This is a genomic window from Limosilactobacillus sp. (assembly GCF_051873075.1).
Classification (GTDB): domain Bacteria; phylum Bacillota; class Bacilli; order Lactobacillales; family Lactobacillaceae; genus Limosilactobacillus.
In genome coordinates this window covers 1-19,419 of the sequence record NZ_JBJEEM010000053.1, presented here as the reverse complement: position 1 = coordinate 19,419, position 19,419 = coordinate 1, and the positions used below count along the sequence as shown (strand labels likewise).

The 19,419-nt window shown below is 53.0% G+C and carries 18 protein-coding genes and 1 riboswitch; of the genes, 15 read left to right on the top strand and 3 right to left on the bottom strand.

Features of this window, described 5'->3' with window-relative positions; translation table 11 throughout:
• Window positions 1–481 precede the first annotated feature (481 nt).
• The 10 genes from rpmH to ACI31J_RS06080 all read left to right on the top strand — a co-directional run bounded on the left by rpmH (window position 482) and on the right by ACI31J_RS06080 (window position 12,477).
• Window positions 482–616 carry a 50S ribosomal protein L34 gene (gene rpmH, locus ACI31J_RS06125; protein ID WP_003665227.1) on the top strand — a complete coding sequence of 45 codons (135 nt, stop codon included), beginning with the start codon at window positions 482–484 and terminating at the stop codon, window positions 614–616.
• A gap of 125 nt (window positions 617–741) precedes the next feature.
• On the top strand, window positions 742–1,086 hold the full coding sequence (gene rnpA, locus ACI31J_RS06120; RefSeq protein WP_439773551.1) for a ribonuclease P protein component: 345 nt from the start codon (window positions 742–744) through the stop codon (window positions 1,084–1,086).
• 10 nt (window positions 1,087–1,096) lie between these two features.
• Complete coding sequence (gene yidC / locus ACI31J_RS06115; protein ID WP_439773563.1) at window positions 1,097–1,930, top strand: membrane protein insertase YidC; 834 nt, start codon at window positions 1,097–1,099, stop codon at window positions 1,928–1,930.
• Between the two features lie 114 nt (window positions 1,931–2,044).
• Entirely contained in the window at window positions 2,045–2,845 is an 801-nt protein-coding gene (gene jag / locus ACI31J_RS06110; protein ID WP_439773550.1) for an RNA-binding cell elongation regulator Jag/EloR, read from the top strand.
• A gap of 161 nt (window positions 2,846–3,006) precedes the next feature.
• Window positions 3,007–4,395 carry a tRNA uridine-5-carboxymethylaminomethyl(34) synthesis GTPase MnmE gene (gene mnmE, locus ACI31J_RS06105; protein WP_439773549.1) on the top strand — a complete coding sequence of 463 codons (1,389 nt, stop codon included), beginning with the start codon at window positions 3,007–3,009 and terminating at the stop codon, window positions 4,393–4,395.
• A 9-nt stretch (window positions 4,396–4,404) separates the two neighbouring features.
• A complete protein-coding gene (mnmG, locus tag ACI31J_RS06100; RefSeq protein WP_439773548.1) occupies window positions 4,405–6,348 on the top strand; it encodes a tRNA uridine-5-carboxymethylaminomethyl(34) synthesis enzyme MnmG in 1,944 nt (647 codons plus the stop codon).
• A gap of 227 nt (window positions 6,349–6,575) precedes the next feature.
• On the top strand, window positions 6,576–8,495 hold the full coding sequence (gene asnB / locus ACI31J_RS06095) for an asparagine synthase (glutamine-hydrolyzing) (protein ID WP_439773547.1): 1,920 nt from the start codon (window positions 6,576–6,578) through the stop codon (window positions 8,493–8,495).
• A 654-nt stretch (window positions 8,496–9,149) separates the two neighbouring features.
• A complete protein-coding gene (locus ACI31J_RS06090; RefSeq protein WP_439773546.1) occupies window positions 9,150–10,700 on the top strand; it encodes a UDP-N-acetylmuramoyl-L-alanyl-D-glutamate--2,6-diaminopimelate ligase in 1,551 nt (516 codons plus the stop codon).
• 15 nt (window positions 10,701–10,715) lie between these two features.
• Window positions 10,716–11,321 carry a signal peptidase I gene (gene lepB / locus ACI31J_RS06085; RefSeq protein ID WP_439773545.1) on the top strand — a complete coding sequence of 202 codons (606 nt, stop codon included), beginning with the start codon at window positions 10,716–10,718 and terminating at the stop codon, window positions 11,319–11,321.
• A gap of 142 nt (window positions 11,322–11,463) precedes the next feature.
• Complete coding sequence (locus tag ACI31J_RS06080; protein ID WP_439773544.1) at window positions 11,464–12,477, top strand: DUF1002 domain-containing protein; 1,014 nt, start codon at window positions 11,464–11,466, stop codon at window positions 12,475–12,477.
• A gap of 119 nt (window positions 12,478–12,596) precedes the next feature.
• Here the strand turns inward: ACI31J_RS06080 and ACI31J_RS06075 are convergent, their stop codons facing one another.
• The gene (locus ACI31J_RS06075) at window positions 12,597–13,646 is read right to left on the bottom strand and encodes an LCP family protein (RefSeq protein ID WP_439773543.1); all 1,050 of its coding nucleotides are present in this window, start codon (window positions 13,644–13,646) and stop codon (window positions 12,597–12,599) included.
• A 113-nt stretch (window positions 13,647–13,759) separates the two neighbouring features.
• On the opposite strand from ACI31J_RS06075, the gene ACI31J_RS06070 reads away from it, so the two are divergent.
• Window positions 13,760–14,611: a LysR family transcriptional regulator gene (locus ACI31J_RS06070; protein WP_439773542.1), complete on the top strand. Its 852-nt coding sequence runs from the start codon at window positions 13,760–13,762 to the stop codon at window positions 14,609–14,611.
• Window positions 14,612–14,675: 64 nt separating this feature from the next.
• Here ACI31J_RS06070 and ACI31J_RS06065 read toward each other — a convergent pair whose 3' ends face one another.
• Window positions 14,676–15,536 carry an NAD(P)H-binding protein gene (locus tag ACI31J_RS06065; RefSeq protein ID WP_439773541.1) on the bottom strand — a complete coding sequence of 287 codons (861 nt, stop codon included), beginning with the start codon at window positions 15,534–15,536 and terminating at the stop codon, window positions 14,676–14,678.
• Window position 15,537: 1 nt separating this feature from the next.
• Window positions 15,538–15,993 carry an Rrf2 family transcriptional regulator gene (locus tag ACI31J_RS06060; RefSeq protein ID WP_439773540.1) on the bottom strand — a complete coding sequence of 152 codons (456 nt, stop codon included), beginning with the start codon at window positions 15,991–15,993 and terminating at the stop codon, window positions 15,538–15,540.
• Between the two features lie 138 nt (window positions 15,994–16,131).
• Here ACI31J_RS06060 and ACI31J_RS06055 point away from each other — a divergent pair, with 138 nt between their 5' ends.
• The 4 genes from ACI31J_RS06055 to ACI31J_RS06040 are packed head-to-tail and all read left to right on the top strand — an operon-like array spanning window position 16,132 to window position 19,111.
• Complete coding sequence (locus ACI31J_RS06055; RefSeq protein WP_439773539.1) at window positions 16,132–17,031, top strand: glycine betaine ABC transporter substrate-binding protein; 900 nt, start codon at window positions 16,132–16,134, stop codon at window positions 17,029–17,031.
• Between the two features lie 56 nt (window positions 17,032–17,087).
• Entirely contained in the window at window positions 17,088–17,738 is a 651-nt protein-coding gene (locus ACI31J_RS06050) for an ABC transporter permease (protein ID WP_439773538.1), read from the top strand.
• Entirely contained in the window at window positions 17,713–18,483 is a 771-nt protein-coding gene (locus ACI31J_RS06045) for an ABC transporter ATP-binding protein (RefSeq protein ID WP_439773537.1), read from the top strand. The genes ACI31J_RS06050 and ACI31J_RS06045 overlap by 26 nt, the downstream gene beginning before the upstream one ends.
• Window positions 18,476–19,111, top strand: coding sequence for an ABC transporter permease (locus tag ACI31J_RS06040; protein ID WP_439773536.1), 636 nt, complete (start codon window positions 18,476–18,478; stop codon window positions 19,109–19,111). Before ACI31J_RS06045 ends, ACI31J_RS06040 begins: the two co-directional genes overlap by 8 nt.
• A 53-nt stretch (window positions 19,112–19,164) precedes the next feature.
• Window positions 19,165–19,310: riboswitch (FMN riboswitch) on the top strand.
• Window positions 19,311–19,419: the final 109 nt, after the last annotated feature.

Genomic DNA, 19,419 nt, shown 5'->3' with positions numbered 1-19,419 from the left:
TCCTAGTATATAGAATTCCAAACGGTATTTTATCATTACATTAAAAAGTTTTCCACAGGGTGGATAAGTGGGAAAGAGCTTTACACAACTCTGTGTGGTATTTTTTAAATGCACTGTTAATTTTGTGCTCTTTTGGGTGCTGATTTTTTGAATTCACAGTAACTGTGGATAACTAAATGCGATAGTAGCGGCATTTGAAGGAGTTATGAACAGCAAATTGCCGTCCTGTGGATAACTCTAGTCACAGGGTGTGAATTGTGCATAACTACAAGATATTGTGGTGGATAGTTTTCCACAACCAAATATCTTGCACAAGCCTGTGCATAGTTTTTTATCGTTCTGTGGATAAATAAAAAATTAAAATAAATTTTAGCCGTTTATTAATTGCGAAAAGTATGGTATACTTCCAAAGTATGTTTGAAGAGAACGTCTTTTTAGACTAGAAAGCAAACCCATTCAATTGAATAGGAGGTGCAATTGTATGAAGCGCACGTTTCAACCAAAGAAGCGTCACCGTGCACGTGTCCATGGCTTCCGTAAGCGCATGAGCACCAGTAACGGCCGTAAGGTATTAGCACGTCGGCGTCAAAAGGGCAGAAAAGTATTATCTGCATAACCACACGGCCACTTTTATAGTGGCTTTTTTTATTGTGTTAGGGCAGGGCAGGCCGCTTTGTTTAGTTAGCGATCGTTTGCCTGGCCCTTTTTTCATATCTAAATGTAAGGCTAGGGATTATATAAATGAGAAAATCATACCGAGTTAAAAAGGAAAGTGAGTTTCAACGGGTCTTTGAAACCCATAATTCCGTCGCCAACCGTAAATTCATCATTTACCAGATGAAGAAGCCAGGCCAAAAGCATTTCCGCGTGGGAATCTCTGTCGGTAAGAAGATCGGCAACGCTGTCCACCGGAACTGGGTAAAACGGCGAATTCGCCAAACCCTGCTGGAGGTTAAACCCGACCTCAGGCAGGACGTGGACTTTCTAGTGATTGCCCGCCCCGCTGCGGATGGCCTTGAAATGCCTGAGGTAAAGAAGAACCTTGTCCATGCCTTAAAGCAGGCGGACTTATTGAATGAAAAGTGAGGAACACGTTTTGACAAAGAAGCGAAAAAAGATTTTAAGCCTGTCGGCGGTGATGAGCCTAACCCTCCTGCTGGCAGCCTGTTCCAATGCACCGGTCACTAAAAATAGTACCGGCCTGTGGGATCACTACATTGTTTATAACTTCTCGCAGTTTATCATCTGGCTTTCCAACCATATTGGTGGTTACGGGATGGGAATCATCGTTTTCACGCTGATCATCCGGGTGCTGCTTTTGCCACTGATGTTCTACCAGACGAAGACGATGGTGAAGACGCAGGAACTGGCGCCGAAGATGAAGGCCCTGCAGAAGAAGTACTCGTCACGGGACCGGGAATCGATGATGAAGCTGCAGGAGGAATCCCGGAAGCTCTACAAGGAGGCCGGGGTTAACCCGATGGCCTCCATGCTGCCGCTCTTGATCCAGCTGCCAATCATGTGGGCTCTGTACCAGGCGATCTGGCGGACCCCAGAATTGAAGCAGGGGACCTTCCTCTGGATGCAGCTGGGGCACACCGACCCGTACTACGTCATGCCAGTGCTGGCCGCCCTCTTCACCTTCATCAGTTCGTGGCTGTCGATGGCCTCGATGCCCGAGAAAAACGGGATGACGACGGCGATGACCTGGTTCATGCCGATCATGGTATTCTTCATGGCCCTGGGCTTCTCCTCTGCCATCACGTTGTACTGGGTGGTTTCTAACGCCTTCCAGGTAGTTCAAACGCTGCTGATTCAAAACCCGTTCAAGATTCGGCGGGAACGAGAAGAACGACAACGCGCAGAACGACACCGGAAACGGAAGATGGAAAAGGCCAAGCGCCGTGCCTACCAGAGTCGTCGCAAGTAATTTAAGCAAGTAAAGCTGGACACCGGTTGCGGTGACCAGCTTTTTATTCCTCCGCTGTTCAATTAAAAGGGTACAATGTTATAAGAATAACTCGATGCAAAGGAAGGAACTAAGATGCCAATCTATACCGGTAAAACAATTGAAGAAGCCAAGCAGGCAGCCAGCGAGGCCCTCGGGGTCCCAAATGATCAGCTGGCGGTGAAGGTCCTCCAAAAACCAAACCGGGGCTTCTTGGGGATCGGACGGCGGCTGGCTAAGATCGATGCTGAAAAGCTCGTTGCCAGCCAGCCTAAATCGACGGCTCCGGCAAAAGACCCGGTTGAGTCAGCGACCAGCACGCCGGCTGCCTCAACTGCGGTTGCTTCAGCGGCACCGGCCGAACCAGCGGCGCCAACAAATGCAGGGGATGATCTTGATCCGGCAGTCATCGCCGCCCGTCACGCCGCTAATCTAAAGAAGGTTCGTGCTGCTGGCGACCAGCTGGTGGAGTATTTGCGAGAGATCTTTAGGACGTTGGGGATCGGGACGGTACCGACGATCACGGCGGTTGAGGCGCACGCGATCACGATCGATGTCAAGACTCCTGAACCGGGCCGGGTAATCGGCCGTCATGGTCAGCGGATCAATGCCTTAGAACAATTGAGTAACGTCTTTATGAACTACCATGGAGCGCCTAAGACCGTCGTAATGTTGGATACCGCGGATTATCGAAAGCGGCGGCAACAAGTCCTGCGGCAACTGGCCCAGCGAGCGGAGACTGAGGTAGTGGCCAGCGGGCAGGCGGTCTTTCTCGACCCAATGCCGGCCCGAGAACGTAAGCAATTGCACAAGGAACTGGAGAACGACCCTCACGTGAAGACCTATTCGCATGGCCGCGAACCTTATCGCAGTGTGGTCGTGGCCCCGCAAAACTAGGCAAGACATCTTTGGTTGACATTTCTCATTGATGATTTTAGAATATTGTCGGTTATTAAATTAAATCAGTTAAAGTAGTGAAAGTGCTTTGACCATGGAGATGGCAGGAATGCCTTCAGACGTGGACTGGGCACTTTTTTTATTAGGAAGGAGCGAAAACGATGGCAAACAGTGAGACGGATACGATTGCGGCCATTTCAACCCCAGTCGGTGAAGGTGGGATTTCAATTATCCGCATTAGCGGAGATGATGCCCTTGAGGTGGCTCAGCGGATTTATAAGGGCAAGGACCTGAGCAAGGTGGCCAGCCACACGATCAACTATGGCCACATCATCGATCCCGACACCAAGCAGGAGGTCGACGAGGTGATGGTCTCGGTAATGCTGGCGCCGCACACCTACACCCGTGAAGATGTGGTTGAGATCAACTGCCATGGTGGTCTGCTGGCGACCAACCGGATCCTCCAGCTGGTACTGAGCTACGGGGCCCGGATGGCCGAACCGGGAGAATTCACCAAGCGGGCCTTTCTGAACGGCCGGCTCGACCTTTCCCAGTCCGAGGCGGTGATGGATTTGATCCGGGCCAAGACGGACAAGTCGATGAAGGTTGCCCTAAACCAATTGGACGGGGACCTCTCCCGCCTGATCCGGCACCTGCGCAAGGATATCCTGGACGTTTTGGCCCAGGTTGAGGTCAACATCGACTATCCCGAATACGATGACGTCGAGGAAATGACCACTAAGATGCTGAAGGAGAAGGCTACGGAGATCCAACAACGAATCCAGGCCCTGCTCAAGACTGCCAAGCAGGGGAAGGTCCTGCGTGAAGGCCTGGCGACGGCGATCATCGGCCGGCCCAATGTCGGCAAATCCAGCTTGTTGAACTCCCTGCTCCACGAGGACAAGGCAATCGTGACCAACGTGGCCGGGACAACCCGGGACGTGATCGAGGAGTACGTCAATGTTGACGGGGTTCCGCTGAAACTGATTGATACTGCGGGGATTCGCGATACTGCCGATACAGTTGAAAAGATCGGGGTGGAGCGGAGTCGCAAGGCCCTGGACGCGGCCGACCTGGTGCTGCTGTTGATTGATAACTCCGAACAGTTGACAGAAGAGGATGAGAAGCTCCTGGATGCCACGAAGGACAAACAGCGGATCGTCATCTTGAATAAGACTGACCTGCCAAGCCAGCTTGACCTGGAACACCTAAAGGAGCTGGTCGGCCCAGATGCCCTGATCGAGACCTCAATCGTCAAGCATGAGGGGATGGACCAGCTCGGCCAGCAGATCAGCCACATGTTCTTTGACCAGGGGATCGAGAGCAGTCAGAACAACGTCATGGTTACCAATGCCCGCCACATCGGTCTCCTCCACCAGGCTAACGATGCTTTGAATGATGTCTTGAAGGGGATCGCGGATGGGATGCCGGTGGACCTGGTTCAGATCGATATGACCCGGTGCTGGGACCTGCTCGGTGAGATCACCGGGGACAGCTACCAAGATGAGCTGCTGGATCAATTGTTTAGCCAATTCTGCCTAGGAAAGTAGGGAAAATTTATGAAGTCTGCAGAATCATTGAAAACTTCGGACGCCGTTCAGTACGAGGGCGGCGACTATGATGTCATTGTTGTTGGTGCCGGCCATGCCGGCAGCGAGGCCGCCTTGGCCGCTGCCCGGATGGGGAACAAGACCCTGCTGGTGACGATCAGTTTGGAAATGGTGGCCTTTATGCCATGCAACCCGTCCGTCGGGGGCCCGGCCAAGGGGATCGTCGTCCGCGAAATTGACGCCCTTGGTGGTGAGATGGGGCATAACATCGATAAGACCTACATTCAGATGCGGATGCTCAACACCGGGAAGGGCCCGGCCGTCCGTGCACTGCGGGCCCAGGCCGATAAGCACGCCTACCACCGGCAGATGAAGTTGACCATCGAGCGCGAACCCAACCTGACCCTTCGTCAAGCCACGGTCGACCAATTGATCGTCGAAAACGGCGTCTGCAAGGGGGTCGTTACCAACACCGGGGCCCGTTACCATGCCAAGACGGTGGTCCTGACGGTGGGGACGGCCGCCCGGGGCAAGATCATCATCGGTGAATTACAGTACCAGTCTGGTCCCAACAACTCCAAGTCCGCGGTTAAGCTGTCGGAGAACCTGGAGGACCTCGGCTTTGACCTGGAACGGTTCAAGACGGGGACGCCGCCGCGAGTTAACGGGAACACCATCAACTTCGACGAGACCGACATCCAGCCTGGGGATGAGGAACCGCACCACTTCAGTTTCGACACGCCGGACAGTCAGTACATTTCCGTCAGTGACCAGCTGGCTTGCTGGCTGACCTACACCAACCCGACGACCCACGGGATCATCCGGGCCAACCTGAATCGGGCCCCGATGTTTTCTGGAGTGATCAAGGGAGTCGGTCCGCGTTACTGCCCATCAATCGAGGATAAGATCGTGCGCTTTGCCGACAAGTCCCGCCACCAGGTTTTCTTAGAACCCGAAGGCCGGGACACCGATGAGTACTACCTCGACGGGGTTTCAACCTCGATGCCCGAAGAGATCCAAAACAAGATTGTCCACTCGATCAAGGGACTGGAAAACGCCGAGCTGATGCGGCCGGGCTACGCCATCGAATACGACGTGGTGGCCCCCTACCAGCTGCACCCGACCCTGGAAACCAAGATCGTCAAGAACCTCTACACGGCCGGCCAGACGAATGGCTCTTCTGGTTACGAAGAAGCGGCCGGTCAGGGACTGATTGCCGGCATCAACGCCGGGCTGCGGGCACAGGGTAAGAAACCGTTCGTCCTGAAGCGTTCAGATGCCTACATTGGGGTGATGATCGATGACCTGGTTACTAAGGGAACCAAGGAACCGTACCGTCTGCTGACCAGCCGGGCCGAGTACCGCCTGATCCTCCGCCACGACAACGCCGATTTCCGGCTGATGGAGAAGGGCCACGCCATCGGATTAGTCAGCGACGAGCGCCTGGCGAAAATGGAAGACAAGAAGGCCAAGGTGGAATCAGAGATCAAGCGGCTGAAGACAATCAAGCTCAAGCCAAGCGACGAGCAGGTCAACACCTTCATCAAGCAGCACGGCGACAACCAGCTGAAGGACGCGGTCGCCGCTGCAGACCTGCTGAAGCGGCCGTACTTTGACTACCAGACCCTGCTGAACTTCATCCCGGCACCGCAGGAGACCCTGGACCGGCACGTGATTGAACAGGTTGAGATCCAGCTCAAGTACGCTGGCTACATCAAGAAGGAAGAGGTCAAGGTCGAGCGGATGAAGCGGATGGAAGCCAAGCGGATCCCAGACGACATCGACTACGAAGACATCGACGGCCTGGCAACGGAAGGGCGGCAGAAGCTGGAGAAGATCCGGCCAGAGACCCTGGCCCAGGCTTCCCGGATCTCCGGGGTTAACCCGGCCGACATCGCCATCCTGAGCGTCTACGTTCGCCAGGGGAAGTTCTCCAAGAAGAATGAACAGTAATACTGAGATTAATGAGGGGACGCAACAGATTGTTACGGCCCTTTTTTTGCTGCCGGACCGTCCCCGGGATAATATTTTTAGTGGCCGAGGTAATATTAAAGAAGCATTAGCCTGAATATGATATAATTTAGTTTCGAGTTTAATTACGCACTGTTTTTTACTGACCGCCACCCGCAATCATCCGGACGGTCAGCGTATGAATCTAGGGAAAGAAGAGGTACTTTCGAATGTGTGGGATTGTTGCATTTGTTGATAATGAAAAACCACAAATTAAGGACCAACTAATCAAAAAAATGAAAGACCGGATCATTCACCGGGGCCCCGACGCTGAGGGTCAGTACGTGGATGATGACGTCGCCCTCGGCTTCCGGCGGCTCAGCTTTATCGATGTGAAGTCCGGTAACCAGCCAATTTTTAACGAAGATGAATCCAAGGCCATTGAATTCAATGGTGAAATCTACAACTTTGAAGAACTGCGCGAAGAACTGATCAAGGACGGTCACACCTTCAAGACTCATGCCGATACTGAAGTTATCCTTCACGGTTACGAACAGTGGGGCAAGGAGGTCGTCAACAAGCTCCGCGGGATGTTCGGCTTCGTCATCTGGGACAAGAAGACGAAGGAAATGTTCGGTGCCCGTGACCACTTCGGGATCAAGCCCCTGTACTACGCCAAGATGAACGGGACCTTCTTTGTTGGGTCCGAAATCAAGGCCTTCTTGGACCACCCGAACTTCAAGATGGAACTGAACAAGCGGGCCCTGAAGTCTTACATGACCTTCCAATACAACGTCACCCAGGAGACCTTCTTCAAGGGGGTTTACCGCCTGCCAGAGGCCCACTACTTCACCTACAAGGATGGCAAGTTCGAGATGACCCAGTACTGGGATGAGGACTTCGAGCCTAAGGACGAGACCTTTGACCAGGCCGTCGACAACATCGACAACGTGGTTAAGGACTCTGTTAAGGCCCACACCTTTGCGGACAAGGGGATCAAAGTTGGTTCCTTCCTGTCTGCCGGGGTCGATTCCAGTCTGGTAACGGCTTTGATGCGTCCAAACAACACCTTCTCCATCGGGTTCGACAGCGGTTATGACGAAACCAAGCAGGCTCGTGAACTGGCGGCCAAGCTGAAGCTGAAGAATACTGACAAGCTGCTGACGGATGAGGAGGCCTTCAAGACCTTCCCGCTGATCCAGTACTACTTGGACGAACCAGACTCCAACCCGTCCGTTGTGCCGCTCTACTTCTTGAACAAGCTGGCCAAGGACAACGGCTACAAGGCCCTCCTGTCTGGTGAAGGGGCCGACGAACTCTTCGCGGGGTACACGGCCTATGGTTTCAACACCAAGATCAAGTTCTTACGGTGGGTAACCGACCAGCTGAAGAAACTGCCGAAGGACCAGCGTTACAAGCTGGGCAAGTGGCTGGAAGGCAAGCAGTTCCATGGTTCCGAACACCTTTACCGGAACCTGGCACCGGCCCGCGATACCTTCATTGGGCAAGCCTACATCTTTAGCCCAACCGAAGCCAACGAATACCTGAAGCCTGAATACCAGGATGGCCCATCCATCACCGACCTGCTCAAGCCGCTCTACGACAAGTGTGATGAAAAGCCGGACATGAACGAGGTTGCCAAGAAGCAGTACGTGGACCTGCACCGTTTCATGCCTGGCGACATCTGCTTAAAAGCCGACAAGATGAGTATGGCTAACTCCGTTGAAATCCGGGTTCCATTGCTGGACAAGGAGGTTATGAAGGTGGCGGAAACGACGCCGACGAAGTACCTCTTTAACTACAAGGGGACCAAGTGGGCCTTCCGGATGGCGGCCAACCGGCACCTGCCAGAGGAATGGGCAACCCGGCCAAAGCTTGGTTTCCCAACCCCAGTTCGAGAATGGCTCCGGGAAAAGAAGTACTACGAGATTGTTCGTGAGATGTTTGAACAGGACTTTGTCAGCGAGTTCTTCGATCAGGACAAGCTGTTGAAGTTGGCTGATGATAACTTTGCCGGCAAGATCGACGGTCGGCGGAAGATCTGGACGGTCTACACCTTCCTCGTTTGGTACAAGCTGTACTTTATCGACAAGTTCAAGCCGGATGAATCCGGAATCGACCGTGCTAAGCAGCCGGCTGCTGAGGCCTAGGTTGGAAAAAATCACCCATCAAATGTGGCGGGTGATTTTATTTTGTCTATTATTGAAAGCGCTAACAGGGTATGCTATACTATAGGTGTAGAAAAGGTAATACCTAGTGAGGTGATTCCAATGGTAAGGATGATTCGAGCAGTAAGTTAACGTTTCGTTGCTTAGGATTGAGAGAACGGAGTGATACCAATGGGCAATTGTGTTGAGGTAAGTCACTGAGGTTTCTTAATTGTGAGATGAGTACCATGACGAAGATGATTCGGGCAGTAAGATGAGGGTTGTGGACCTTAAGAAGACGAAAGGTTTGTGATACCGATGGGCTTTGAATTGATTGGTCACTAGGTCAAAATTCATAAAACTAAATAAAATATCAAAAACTGAATAATTACGAAGGCTAGCTCATGAGATGTCGTGGGCTAGCTTTAATAAGGGACTGGAGAAGAACTTTTTTCTCCAGTCCCTTTAGCTTTTACAAAGTAATCGCGTAGGAAACCTACTCATCCTATCTTAGCCAGACCAAGCGCCCTAGCGCCTTTTTCCAACTTCAGTAATTTATGGCAATTTCATGATGATTGACCGCCATATATTCACATTTAAGCTAAAAAATGAAATAATAGACTTTTAAGAGAGAAAAATAAGAGGGGTCAATTACAAATGGAATTGCATGTTACGCCGATGCTAGCGTTATTGCGTGAGCACCATTTACTGGATCACGTCCGCAATTTAACCGATTTTACGGCAACCGATGTATCTTATGATTCACGGCGAGTAAAGCAGGGGACGCTGTTCTTCTGCAAGGGGAACTTCATGCCTAAATACCTGACGATGGCTAAAGAGTCTGGCGCAATCGCCTATGTCGCTGAGCAGGAATACCCAGAAGGCGGCGACCTGCCAGCAATCATTGTTAATGATGAGCAGAAGGCGATGGCCCTTTTGGGGGCGGCCTTCTACGGCTTCCCGCAAAACGACCTGTTCATCATCGCCATTACGGGAACCAAGGGGAAGACCACAACGGCCTACTTTGCCGACCACATCCTGAAACACGCCACTGATGATCACGTTGCCCTGTTTTCAACCCTAGACCGGGTCCTTGGCAACCAGCCGGGTGATAAGTTCAAGTCAGACCTGACGACGCCAGAATCACTCGACCTCTTCCACGACATGCGGGCCGCGGTTAATAACGGGATGACCCACCTGGTAATGGAGGTTTCCTCCCAGGCGTACAAGAAACACCGGGTCTATGGCCTGAAGTATGATGTCGGCATTTTCTTAAACATCACGCCGGACCATATCGGCCGCAACGAGCACCCGACGTTTGAAGATTACCTGCACTGCAAGGAGCAGTTGCTGGTCAACTCCGCCAAGTGCGTGATCAACGCCGAGACCCAGCACTTCACGGACGTTTATTACACGGCCAAGGCGACGACTGATCCGGAAGACATCTACTTATTTGCCCGGCGCGGAGCTAAATTAGACCTGCCGGACGGCCGTCAATTGGACTTTGAGTACCGCAACGACCTCGAAGACCTGCACGAGAGTGAGTTTGAACTGACGGCTCTGTCAGACCGGGGTCGCAAGCTTGGCCTCGATCACCGCTATACAACCAGCGTTCCCGGTGACTACAATGAGGGGAACGCGGTTGCGGCCGTGATTGCCAGCGGGTTGGCTGGCGCCAAGGCGGAAGACGCGGCTGCCACCCTTGATCACGTCCACATCCGGGGCCGGATGGAGATGCTGACGACTAAGCACCACGGGACGGTCTACGTTGACTATGCCCACAACTACGCCAGCACCAAGCGCCTGCTCGCCTTCCTGAAGCGCCAGACTAACGCTGGTAAGGTGACGGTGGTATTGGGTTCGGCCGGGGACAAGGGAATTTCCCGGCGGCCCGGACTGGGCAAGGCCTTAACAGAGGAGCATCCTGAGCGCATCATCTTGACGACTGATGATCCCGGTTTTGAGGATCCAATGAAGATTGCCAAGGAGATTGACTCTTACATCGACCACCAGCAGGTTGGCACGGTGGAGTTTGTGATGGATCGGACCAGTGCGATCAAGCAGGCGATCGACGGCAGCACGGCTGGTGACATCGTGGTCCTAGCCGGCAAGGGTGAGGACCCATACCAGAAGATCAAGGGCGTCGACACGCCGTATGCATCTGATAGCAAGATTGCCCACGATTATATTGATGAGATTGAAAAATAGTAAGAGGCGTGAGATATGAAAACATTTCGGCAAGTGATGAGCTGGGTGATCCCGATTGTAATCGGGCTCTTGATTGCCCTGCTGATTAAGCAGTTTTTGTTCCAGGTGGTCCGGGTCGACGGGCCTTCGATGCAGCCTAACCTGCAAAATAACGAGCGGGTCTTCTGCCTGAAGCGGTCCCAGATCCACCGCGGGAGCGTCGTAATCTTTGATGCCAACGGGGTTGACCCGCAGGTGGCCGTTAAGACCGACTACGTTAAGCGGGTGATCGGCCTGCCTGGGGATACGGTTCGTTCCCAGAACGGCAACATCTACGTCAACGGCAAGAAGATCAACCAGGGCTACATCAGCATGAAACAACGGGATGCGGGGACTGGAAACTGGAACCTGAAGAGCATCTCTGTTCAAAACAGCTGGTTGAAGCATAATGGGGCCACCAAGGTGCCGAAGGGCGAATACTTCGTTCTTGGGGACCACCGGAGCGTTTCTAATGACGGTCGTTACTGGGGCTTCGTACCAAAGAGCAAGATTGACGGGGTGGTTAAGGTACCGTCATGGGCTGGAACGAAGACCGCCCGTCAAAACGTCAATAAGGAATGGCAGCACTTCTATGCTAAATAAACAATAATGGTTCTCATCGAAACGGTGGGGACCTTTTTGTTTAGATTTGGTAAAGTTGTTCTGAAAATTTAGCCGAGATACTGGTAATTTGCGACCGGTTTTCCTATGATAGACTGGAAACTAACGAACGGAGAAAATGAAGATGAAATCAGCAAAATTAGCAAGGCTCCTGACGGCTTCAGCGCTGACATTGAACCTGCTGGCGGTACCGGTAAGTCAGGCGGTAGTACACGCCGATGACCAAGTCACCACGGTGTCTTCCAGCAGCGCTAGCTCAACCAGTCAGAGTCAAACCCATACTTTGAAGAAGTCTTACGTGGTCTACGGGGCCGGTGCGGCTGATAAGGATGAGTTGAACCAGGTCTTGGCGGTTGGGGATGATTTCACGAACCTGACGGCCACGGCCAGCGACTACCAGAAGTATATTAACCCGAATGGCTCGACCACCAATGCGGCCATGGTCAGTTCGGTCTCCATCGTGCCGACTGATCCGGGTTCTGGTGTCCAGGTCAACGTTAAGAAGTTTAACGGGGACAACAACATTACCAAGGTTACCGCGCAACAATACGCGATGGTTGCCCAGATGGCGGGGGTAACCGACGTGACGATTACCGTTAGCGCCAACCGGCCGGTCTCCGGCGAGTCGGCCCTTACCGGGGTGTACAAGGCGATCGCTGCCGATGGGGTTGATCTCGACAGCCAAAACACCCAGTCGGCCAACCAGATGCTTGACGCTACCAATGGGGCAATCGAGGCTAACAAGGACGATAGCTCCTACCCAGGCAAGCTGATGGCGGCCGTCGGTGATACCACTAAGTCGATCAACCAGCAGAAGAAACAGGGGGAGACACCGACTAAGACGGAGATCCAGACGACGTTTAACCAGAACTTGCAGAAGCGCAACATCTATAACCAGACCAAGAACTACACCGGGCCGATTATCAACGCCCTGGTTCAGTTTAACAACTCGCCAATCAGTTCCAGTAAGGACTACAGCTCCCACGTCAGCGATACGATTAAGAATGTAAAGAATTCCTCTGGAGATATCATGAACAAGGCCAAGAAGTTCCTTAATTCTGCCGATGGTCAAGCGGCCCAGCAGAAAGCCCTGTCCTGGTGGGATAAGTTCGTCAACTGGCTGCGCAGCTGGTTCTAAAAACGAGTAGCCACCGGAAAAACTAACCGGGAAGTCATCCCAAGCGATGACTTCCCGGTTTTTTGCTATAAAGAAGCGCCGCCCAACCTGAATTATCAGGTCGGACGGCGCTAATTACATTAGTTGCCACTACCTGGAACGTTATATTGGGCACCATTTGGGAGGGTGAAGGCGAGCTGATTATAACCGTTCCAGGTAGTTTGCTGGTGGTAAAGGGCCGTTTCGTTATTATGGATCGTTTTGGTCGTCGGGCGATCCAGGGCCGCGTTGACCTGGCGAGACACCCGCGTGATCTCCTTAGGGGTGGCAATTTGAAAGTCGGTCCCGTCGATCTGGGCGTCCTTGCCCTGCAGGTGATCTTTGGTGACGTGATCCATTGCGTGGTGGTAGTTCAAGTAGATGGCGGCCACGTTGTTGATCGGGAGGTTGGTCCGTACGCCATCAGCCACCGAAGCCATCAGGTCGTTGGCATCGCTGAGCGAGCCCTGTTTCTTGAAGGTGGCAATGGCCGAGGCAATCACCTGCTGGCCCCGGCGCTGGCGTCCGTAGTCGTTGTCGGGATCATCGTAGCGCATCCGGGAATACTTCAGTGCTTCGTCACCGTTTAGGTGCTGCTTTCCCTTCTTGAAGTGGTGGCCTTCGTATGTAAAGGCAAACGGGTTATCAACCGTTACCCCACCGACCGCGTTGACGACCTTTTTCAGGGCCCCCATGTTTAAAAGGGCGTAATAGTCGACGGGAACATCCAACAGTTCGTGGACCTGGTGCTGGGCTAATTTCGCGCCGCCGATCGCGTAGGCCGCGTTAATCTTGACATAGTCGGCACCGCGGTGGGTGTTAACCTTGACCAAAGTATCCCGTGGGATGGCGGTCATGGTGATGGTCTGACGGTGGGGATTGACGGTTACTAGCTCCATCGTGTCGGTATTGCCGGCATAGCTCGTTCCCCGGCCGAGGGCTCCAACGTCGGTCCCCATGACCAAGACGGTAAAGGGCCGCTTGGCTTTGAGCTGGGCGGGGAGCTTCTTGTTGCCGACCACGGCCTTATCAGCAGCGGTTTGCCAAGTATGGTATTCGTAGCCGCCAACGATGATGATGCCTAAAGTGATTATTAACGCTATCCAGCCCCAGAATTTTTTTGCCTGGTTAGGATGATTTTTCGTCCGCATTTTAGTTGCTCCTTTACTCTGTCTTTGCCGTCAATGTTAGTAGAAAACTGATATTAAATAAAATACTGTTTTATAATATTAGATATATAAAAATTAAATATCTGGAGGAAAATATGAATATCAAGCAGTTACGGGCGTTTTTAGTGGTGGCCCAGGAAAGGCAGATCACGGCCGCGGCTAAGCGACTTTATACGACCCAGCCGCCGCTATCTTATCAGATGAAGCAGCTAGAAAAGGAGGTGGGGGCTAGACTCTTTATTCGCAACGCCCACGGAATTAATCTGACGGAAGCGGGCAAAACCTTTTTACATTATGCTCAGCAAATCGTTAGCCTTGATCGCCAGGCCCGTGACGAGTTGCGTCAAGAAGAGGAGGGGACTGTCGGCCAAATTAACCTCGGACTGATCTCTTCAGCAGGCAATCTGATTCCCAGCTCCACGCTTCGGACCTTGACGGAGAACTATCCCAAGTTAAATTTCAACATCACGGAGGCGAACACCTTTCAATTGTTGGACCAGCTCAATGATAACCTGCTGGATCTAGCGGTGGTTCGCACGCCGCTGAACATGAAGGGACTAGCGAAAAAGATTTTGAATACCGATCGGATGGTCGCTGTCTATGACCCGGCGTATATTAAATTGCCATCACGAGACCTTCACCCCACCGATTTAGCAGGGCAGCCGGTGATCCTCTACCGGCGCTTTGAATCCCTCTTTAACCGGGAATTTGCACACGTGGGGATCACCCCGTTTTATGCGGTCAGGTGCGACGATGCGCGGACTGCAATCCTTTGGGCTGATCGTGGAATGGGGGTAGCACTGGTGCCGGAGTCAATTGCGGATGAGTATGCGCATAAGACGGTTGCCCCGATCAACTATCCCGCTTGGCAGACTCACGTTCAGCTGGTCTGGCGAAGAGAGCAGACAATGCGTCCGGTAATCAGGCATCTAATTGAACTAATCTGAAAATGAATTTTATGCTAAAAAGCGCCGTCCAACCTGAAGTGCCAGATCGGACGGCGCTGATTTATTAACCTTGGTAATTTTCTTTGAGAAAGCTTGCCATCTCCTGCGGTGCGTGGCCCGTAATGTGGCGGAAATCACGGGTGACCCCGTCCATCAAGCCCATTGCGGCAGCATGGTACATCGAGGCGAGCTCATCTCCGTCACCTTCTGAACGGTAGATATCGGCAAAATCCTTGATGGTCACCGGAGCATAGCCGATTTGCTTGCCGGTCGCCAGGGTCATCAGGCGGGCCAGCTCGACCATGTTGTAGTTTTGTTCCATAGTCAGTAGGTAGTTCTGACCGTGGTCGCGAAGGTAGGGCTTGACGGCCACGTTGGCGATGGCCTCGGCGCTGTCCTGACGGCTGATGAAACTCATCGCCTGGTCACCGATCGGGTAGATCACGTTCTGCCGTTCGATCAGCTCTGGCAGGTAGGGGATCAGCGGGTCGGCGTAGAGGGCGTTCTTGAGGACCGCGTACTGCAGGCCGGACGAGGCGAGCCGGGCCGGCAGATAGGCGTAGTAGCCAGCCATTTGGAATGGGTTATTGAATTGGTCGGCAATGAAGCTGACGTCGACCAAGTTCTTAACCCCAGACTGCTGCATGGCGGTCAGAGAATTTTCAAACTCGTTGATCCGGCCCTGGACGTCGTAGGTCAGGCTGGGGATGTAGATGAGGACGTCCACCCCCGCAAAGGCGGTGGTCATCGTAGCGACATTTTGGTAATCGATCGCCGCAATCTCGTATCCTTCTTCCTTGAGGTGGGCCGCCTTGGCAGGAGTATGAACTCCCAGGCGGATGTTTTGCTTAGCGGTCAGTTTGCTGAGCTGGGCGACCACTTTTTGGCCGAGGTGGCCGGTGGCGCCGGTGATCATGTACTTCATGTTAATCTTCCTTTCTTTGATTGGAGTTTTTTTTGGCCTGTTTAACTAGGATGGTATCAATAATGTCTTGGAGACTGGTGCGGGCCAGCTTGGCTTCCGCGGCGACTTCGGCCTGGTGATAGGCCTCAGTGAGGGTTTCCTGGATGTTGCCCCCGACAATACACTCTGGATTTGTCTTGCGGTCGATGGTGAAGAGGTGGGTGTTATCCTCCACGGCGAGGAACACATCGTACAGCGAGATGGCGGCCGGGTCCTTGGCCAAGGATGGTTCGGCCGCCCCGTGGACAGTATTGAGCAATCCGGCCTTCTTCAACTGGCTCATCAGGCGACGAACCACTACCGGGGATGTTCCGATGCTGGAAGCAATGTTGTTACTAGTCAAGGGAACTTTTCCGTGGTAGATGTTGATGAAGGCCAGGATGTGGATGCTATCACTGAAGCGGGTTGAGATTTTCACGTTTATCACTCCTTCTGCGTCTATTGTAATTTATTTGGTTACAAATTTCAACGCAAAAAATAGTTGACAAACCCTTAGCATGAATTTATTATGGGTGTCGATGAAACTTGTTAAGTTACAAAAAGGAGCAATATTGACATGAAATTAAAAAAAATCGCAGCCACGGCCCTGTTGGCGACCGTCACCCTATTGTTGGGGGCGGTTATCCCGGCGACCGCCAGTGCTGCCAACAATAAACCAATCATTGTTGGTTCCAAGAGTGTCCCGGAGAGTAAGACGGTTAGTGAAATTTACGCCATTGCCCTCGAACACGCCGGCTACCAGGTGACCCGGAAGCAGAACATTTCGAACTCGGTGGTCTACAAGGCGGTCAAGACAGGCCAGGTCGACGTTTACCCTGAATATACGGGAACGATCGTGACGGCTTACCTGAAGAAGAACGGTCAGGGCAAGTCAGCCACCCAGATGGCCAGCCTGGCCCGCAAAGGGGTCGCCAAGGATGGCCTGACCACCTTCAATTATGCCCCCGACGATAACCGGCAGGGGGTCGGGATTCGGACCAGCGTGGCCAAGAAGTACCATATTAATGATTTAAGCGACCTCCAAAAGCAGGCGGGCAAGATCCGCTTTGCCTCCCAGGGTGAATTTGAAAAGCGGCCGGATGCCTTGCCATTAATGAACAAGGCTTATGGCAAGTTTAACTTCAAGTCGATCAAAGACTACGATGCCAACCTGCTCTACAAGATCATGGAACAGGGGAAGGCCGATGCCGCCCCGGTTTCCACGACGGATGGGCAGCTGGCTACCAGCAAGTTCCAATTGGTCAAGGATAACAAGAATATCTGGCCACCATACAACCTGGTTCCGCTGGCCAACAAGCAGGCCGTCAAGCGCTACCCAAAGATGGAAAAGACGCTGAATAAGGTCGACGCCAAGCTGACGACCAAGGCGGTGACCCAGCTGAATAAGCAGGTTGGCGTTGACGGGCAAAATTATCGTACCGTCGCCCAGAATTGGTATAATAAGAACATGAAGTAACCGTTAGAAAGCTGTGATAAACAGATCACAGCTTTATTTATATCAGGAGGCAACCCTTGTTAGCGCAGATTATTCATTATTTTCAAACCGATAGCGGTCAGTACTGGCAGTATGTCGGTCAGCACATCCTGCTGAGTGCTGTTACCCTGGTGATTGCGATGGTCATCGCCCTGCCGCTGGGGTACTTGGGCTCCCGGGTCAAGGTCGTAGCTAGTTTCTGCACCGCCTTCGCCCAGGTGCTGCGGATCATCCCCAGCCTGGCCCTGTTGTTCCTACTGATCCCATTTATCGGGACTGGAATCGTCCCAGCCCTGATTGCCCTGGTGGTCCTGGCCTTGCCGCCGTTGCTGATCAACACCATCCTCGGCTTCAATGAGGTCAGCCCCACCTATAAGGAGGTCGGGTTGGCCCTCGGGATGGATCGGCGCCAGCTGCGGAACCAGATTGAGATTCCACTGGCCCTGCCCTACATTCTGAACGGGATCAAGCTGGCCCTGGTTGAAATCATCGCCAGTGCGACCCTCGCTACCTATATCGGTGCCGGGGGACTGGGCACCCTGATCTTTACCGGTCTGGGATTGTACGATATGTCCTACGTTGTGATCGGCGGGGTCAGTGTGGCGCTGCTTTCATTGCTATCAATGCTCGGTTTTGACTTTTTGATTAGGAGGGTCCAACGAAATGACCAAAGCAAGTATTCAGTTTAAGCACGTTCAAAAGAGTTTCGGGGACAACTTGGTCATCCCGGACCTCTCCTTTACCGTCCATGAGGGGGAATTTGTTACCATCCTTGGTTCCTCCGGGAGTGGGAAGACGACTTTGCTCAAGATGATCAATGGCCTGTTGGTGCCGAGTGCCGGTGAGATCTTAATCGGCGGCAAGAAGTTGGCCGACCAGGACCTCGTTGAATTGCGCCGCCACATCGGCTATGTGGTTCAGCAGATCGGCCTTTTCCCCCACATGACGATTGCTCAGAATATCGGCGTCGTCCCCAAGATGCTTAACTGGCCGCAAAAAAAGATTGTTTCACGTGTAACAGACCTGCTCAAACTGGTTCAGCTCGCCCCACAGAGCTTTGCGGATCGTTACCCCAGTCAGCTCTCCGGGGGGCAACAGCAGCGGGTCGGGGTCGCCCGGGCGTTGGCGACTAACCCGCCCTACGTCCTGTTTGACGAACCTTTCGGGGCTCTGGATGCCCTGACCCGGCTGGAATTGCAGCGGGAGGTCAAGCGGATCCACGATAGCCTAGCCAACAAGACCTTCCTCTTTGTCACCCACGACATCAACGAGGCCCTGTTCCTCGGCCAGCGGGTGATGGTGATGCATGATGGCAAAATTGAGCAGTTTGCAACCCCCGAGGAAGTGGTCGCGCACCCGGCAACGGCCTTCGTTAAGGAACTGCTGGGCACCGTCCAACAAAACAAGCAGTTATGGGGGCGGGTCCATGATTGAGTATTGGCAGATGAATTCTAGCGAAATGTTGCAGGAAATGGCCCAGCATGCCCAGATAGTTTTGCTGTCATTGCTGATTGCCCTCCTGGCGGCCATGGTAATTGTCCTGGCCTTTTTGCGGCACCAGAACTGGCTGAACGGGCTGGTCTACTTCTTCTCGTTGCTCTATTCGATCCCCAGTTTTGCCTTCTTCGCCCTCCTGCTACCGTTGTCCGGGCTGGGCATGCGGACGGCGGTAATCGTCTTGACGGTTTATTGCGAGTACATCCTGTTGCGGTCCTTCATCACCGGGATTCGGGGTGTCGACCCTAGCCTGGTCGAGGTGGCTCACGGAATGGGGATGACCAGGTGGCAGACCTTCACCAAGGTCCAGCTTCCGCTAGCATTGCCAGCAATTTTCAGTGGCATTCAGGTTGCCCTGGCGTCGACAATGGCCATGGCAACGATTGCCGCCACGATCAATGCCGGCGGCCTTGGCCAGCTGCTGTTCGACGGCCTGCAGAATCAGCAGGTGGTCCCGATCCTCTGGGGGACCCTGCTGACGATGGCGTTGACCCTGGCCTGTGCCGGCTTGATCTGGCTGGTGCAGTGGTCCCTGACCCACCGCTGGCTGAAGATGGTGCGGTAAAGATCTTTACAACCGACCGCGTCGATAGTATGCTTAAACTAAATTAAATTAAATCATTTCTTCGGGGCAGGGTGAAATTCCCAACCGACGGTGACAAGGTCAATCCTTGAAGTCCGTGACCCGCTGCTTGATATGAGCAGCGGTTGAACCAGTGCGAGTCTGGTACCGACAGTCAAAGTCTGGATGGGAGAAGAAACAACACACGAAACTTAGTGGCGTGTTTTTTAAGTAACGTTCATTACCCCGGATAATCATTGGTTATCCGGGTTTAGTTTTTTTAAAGCAACGCCCAAACTAGGATCATCAGG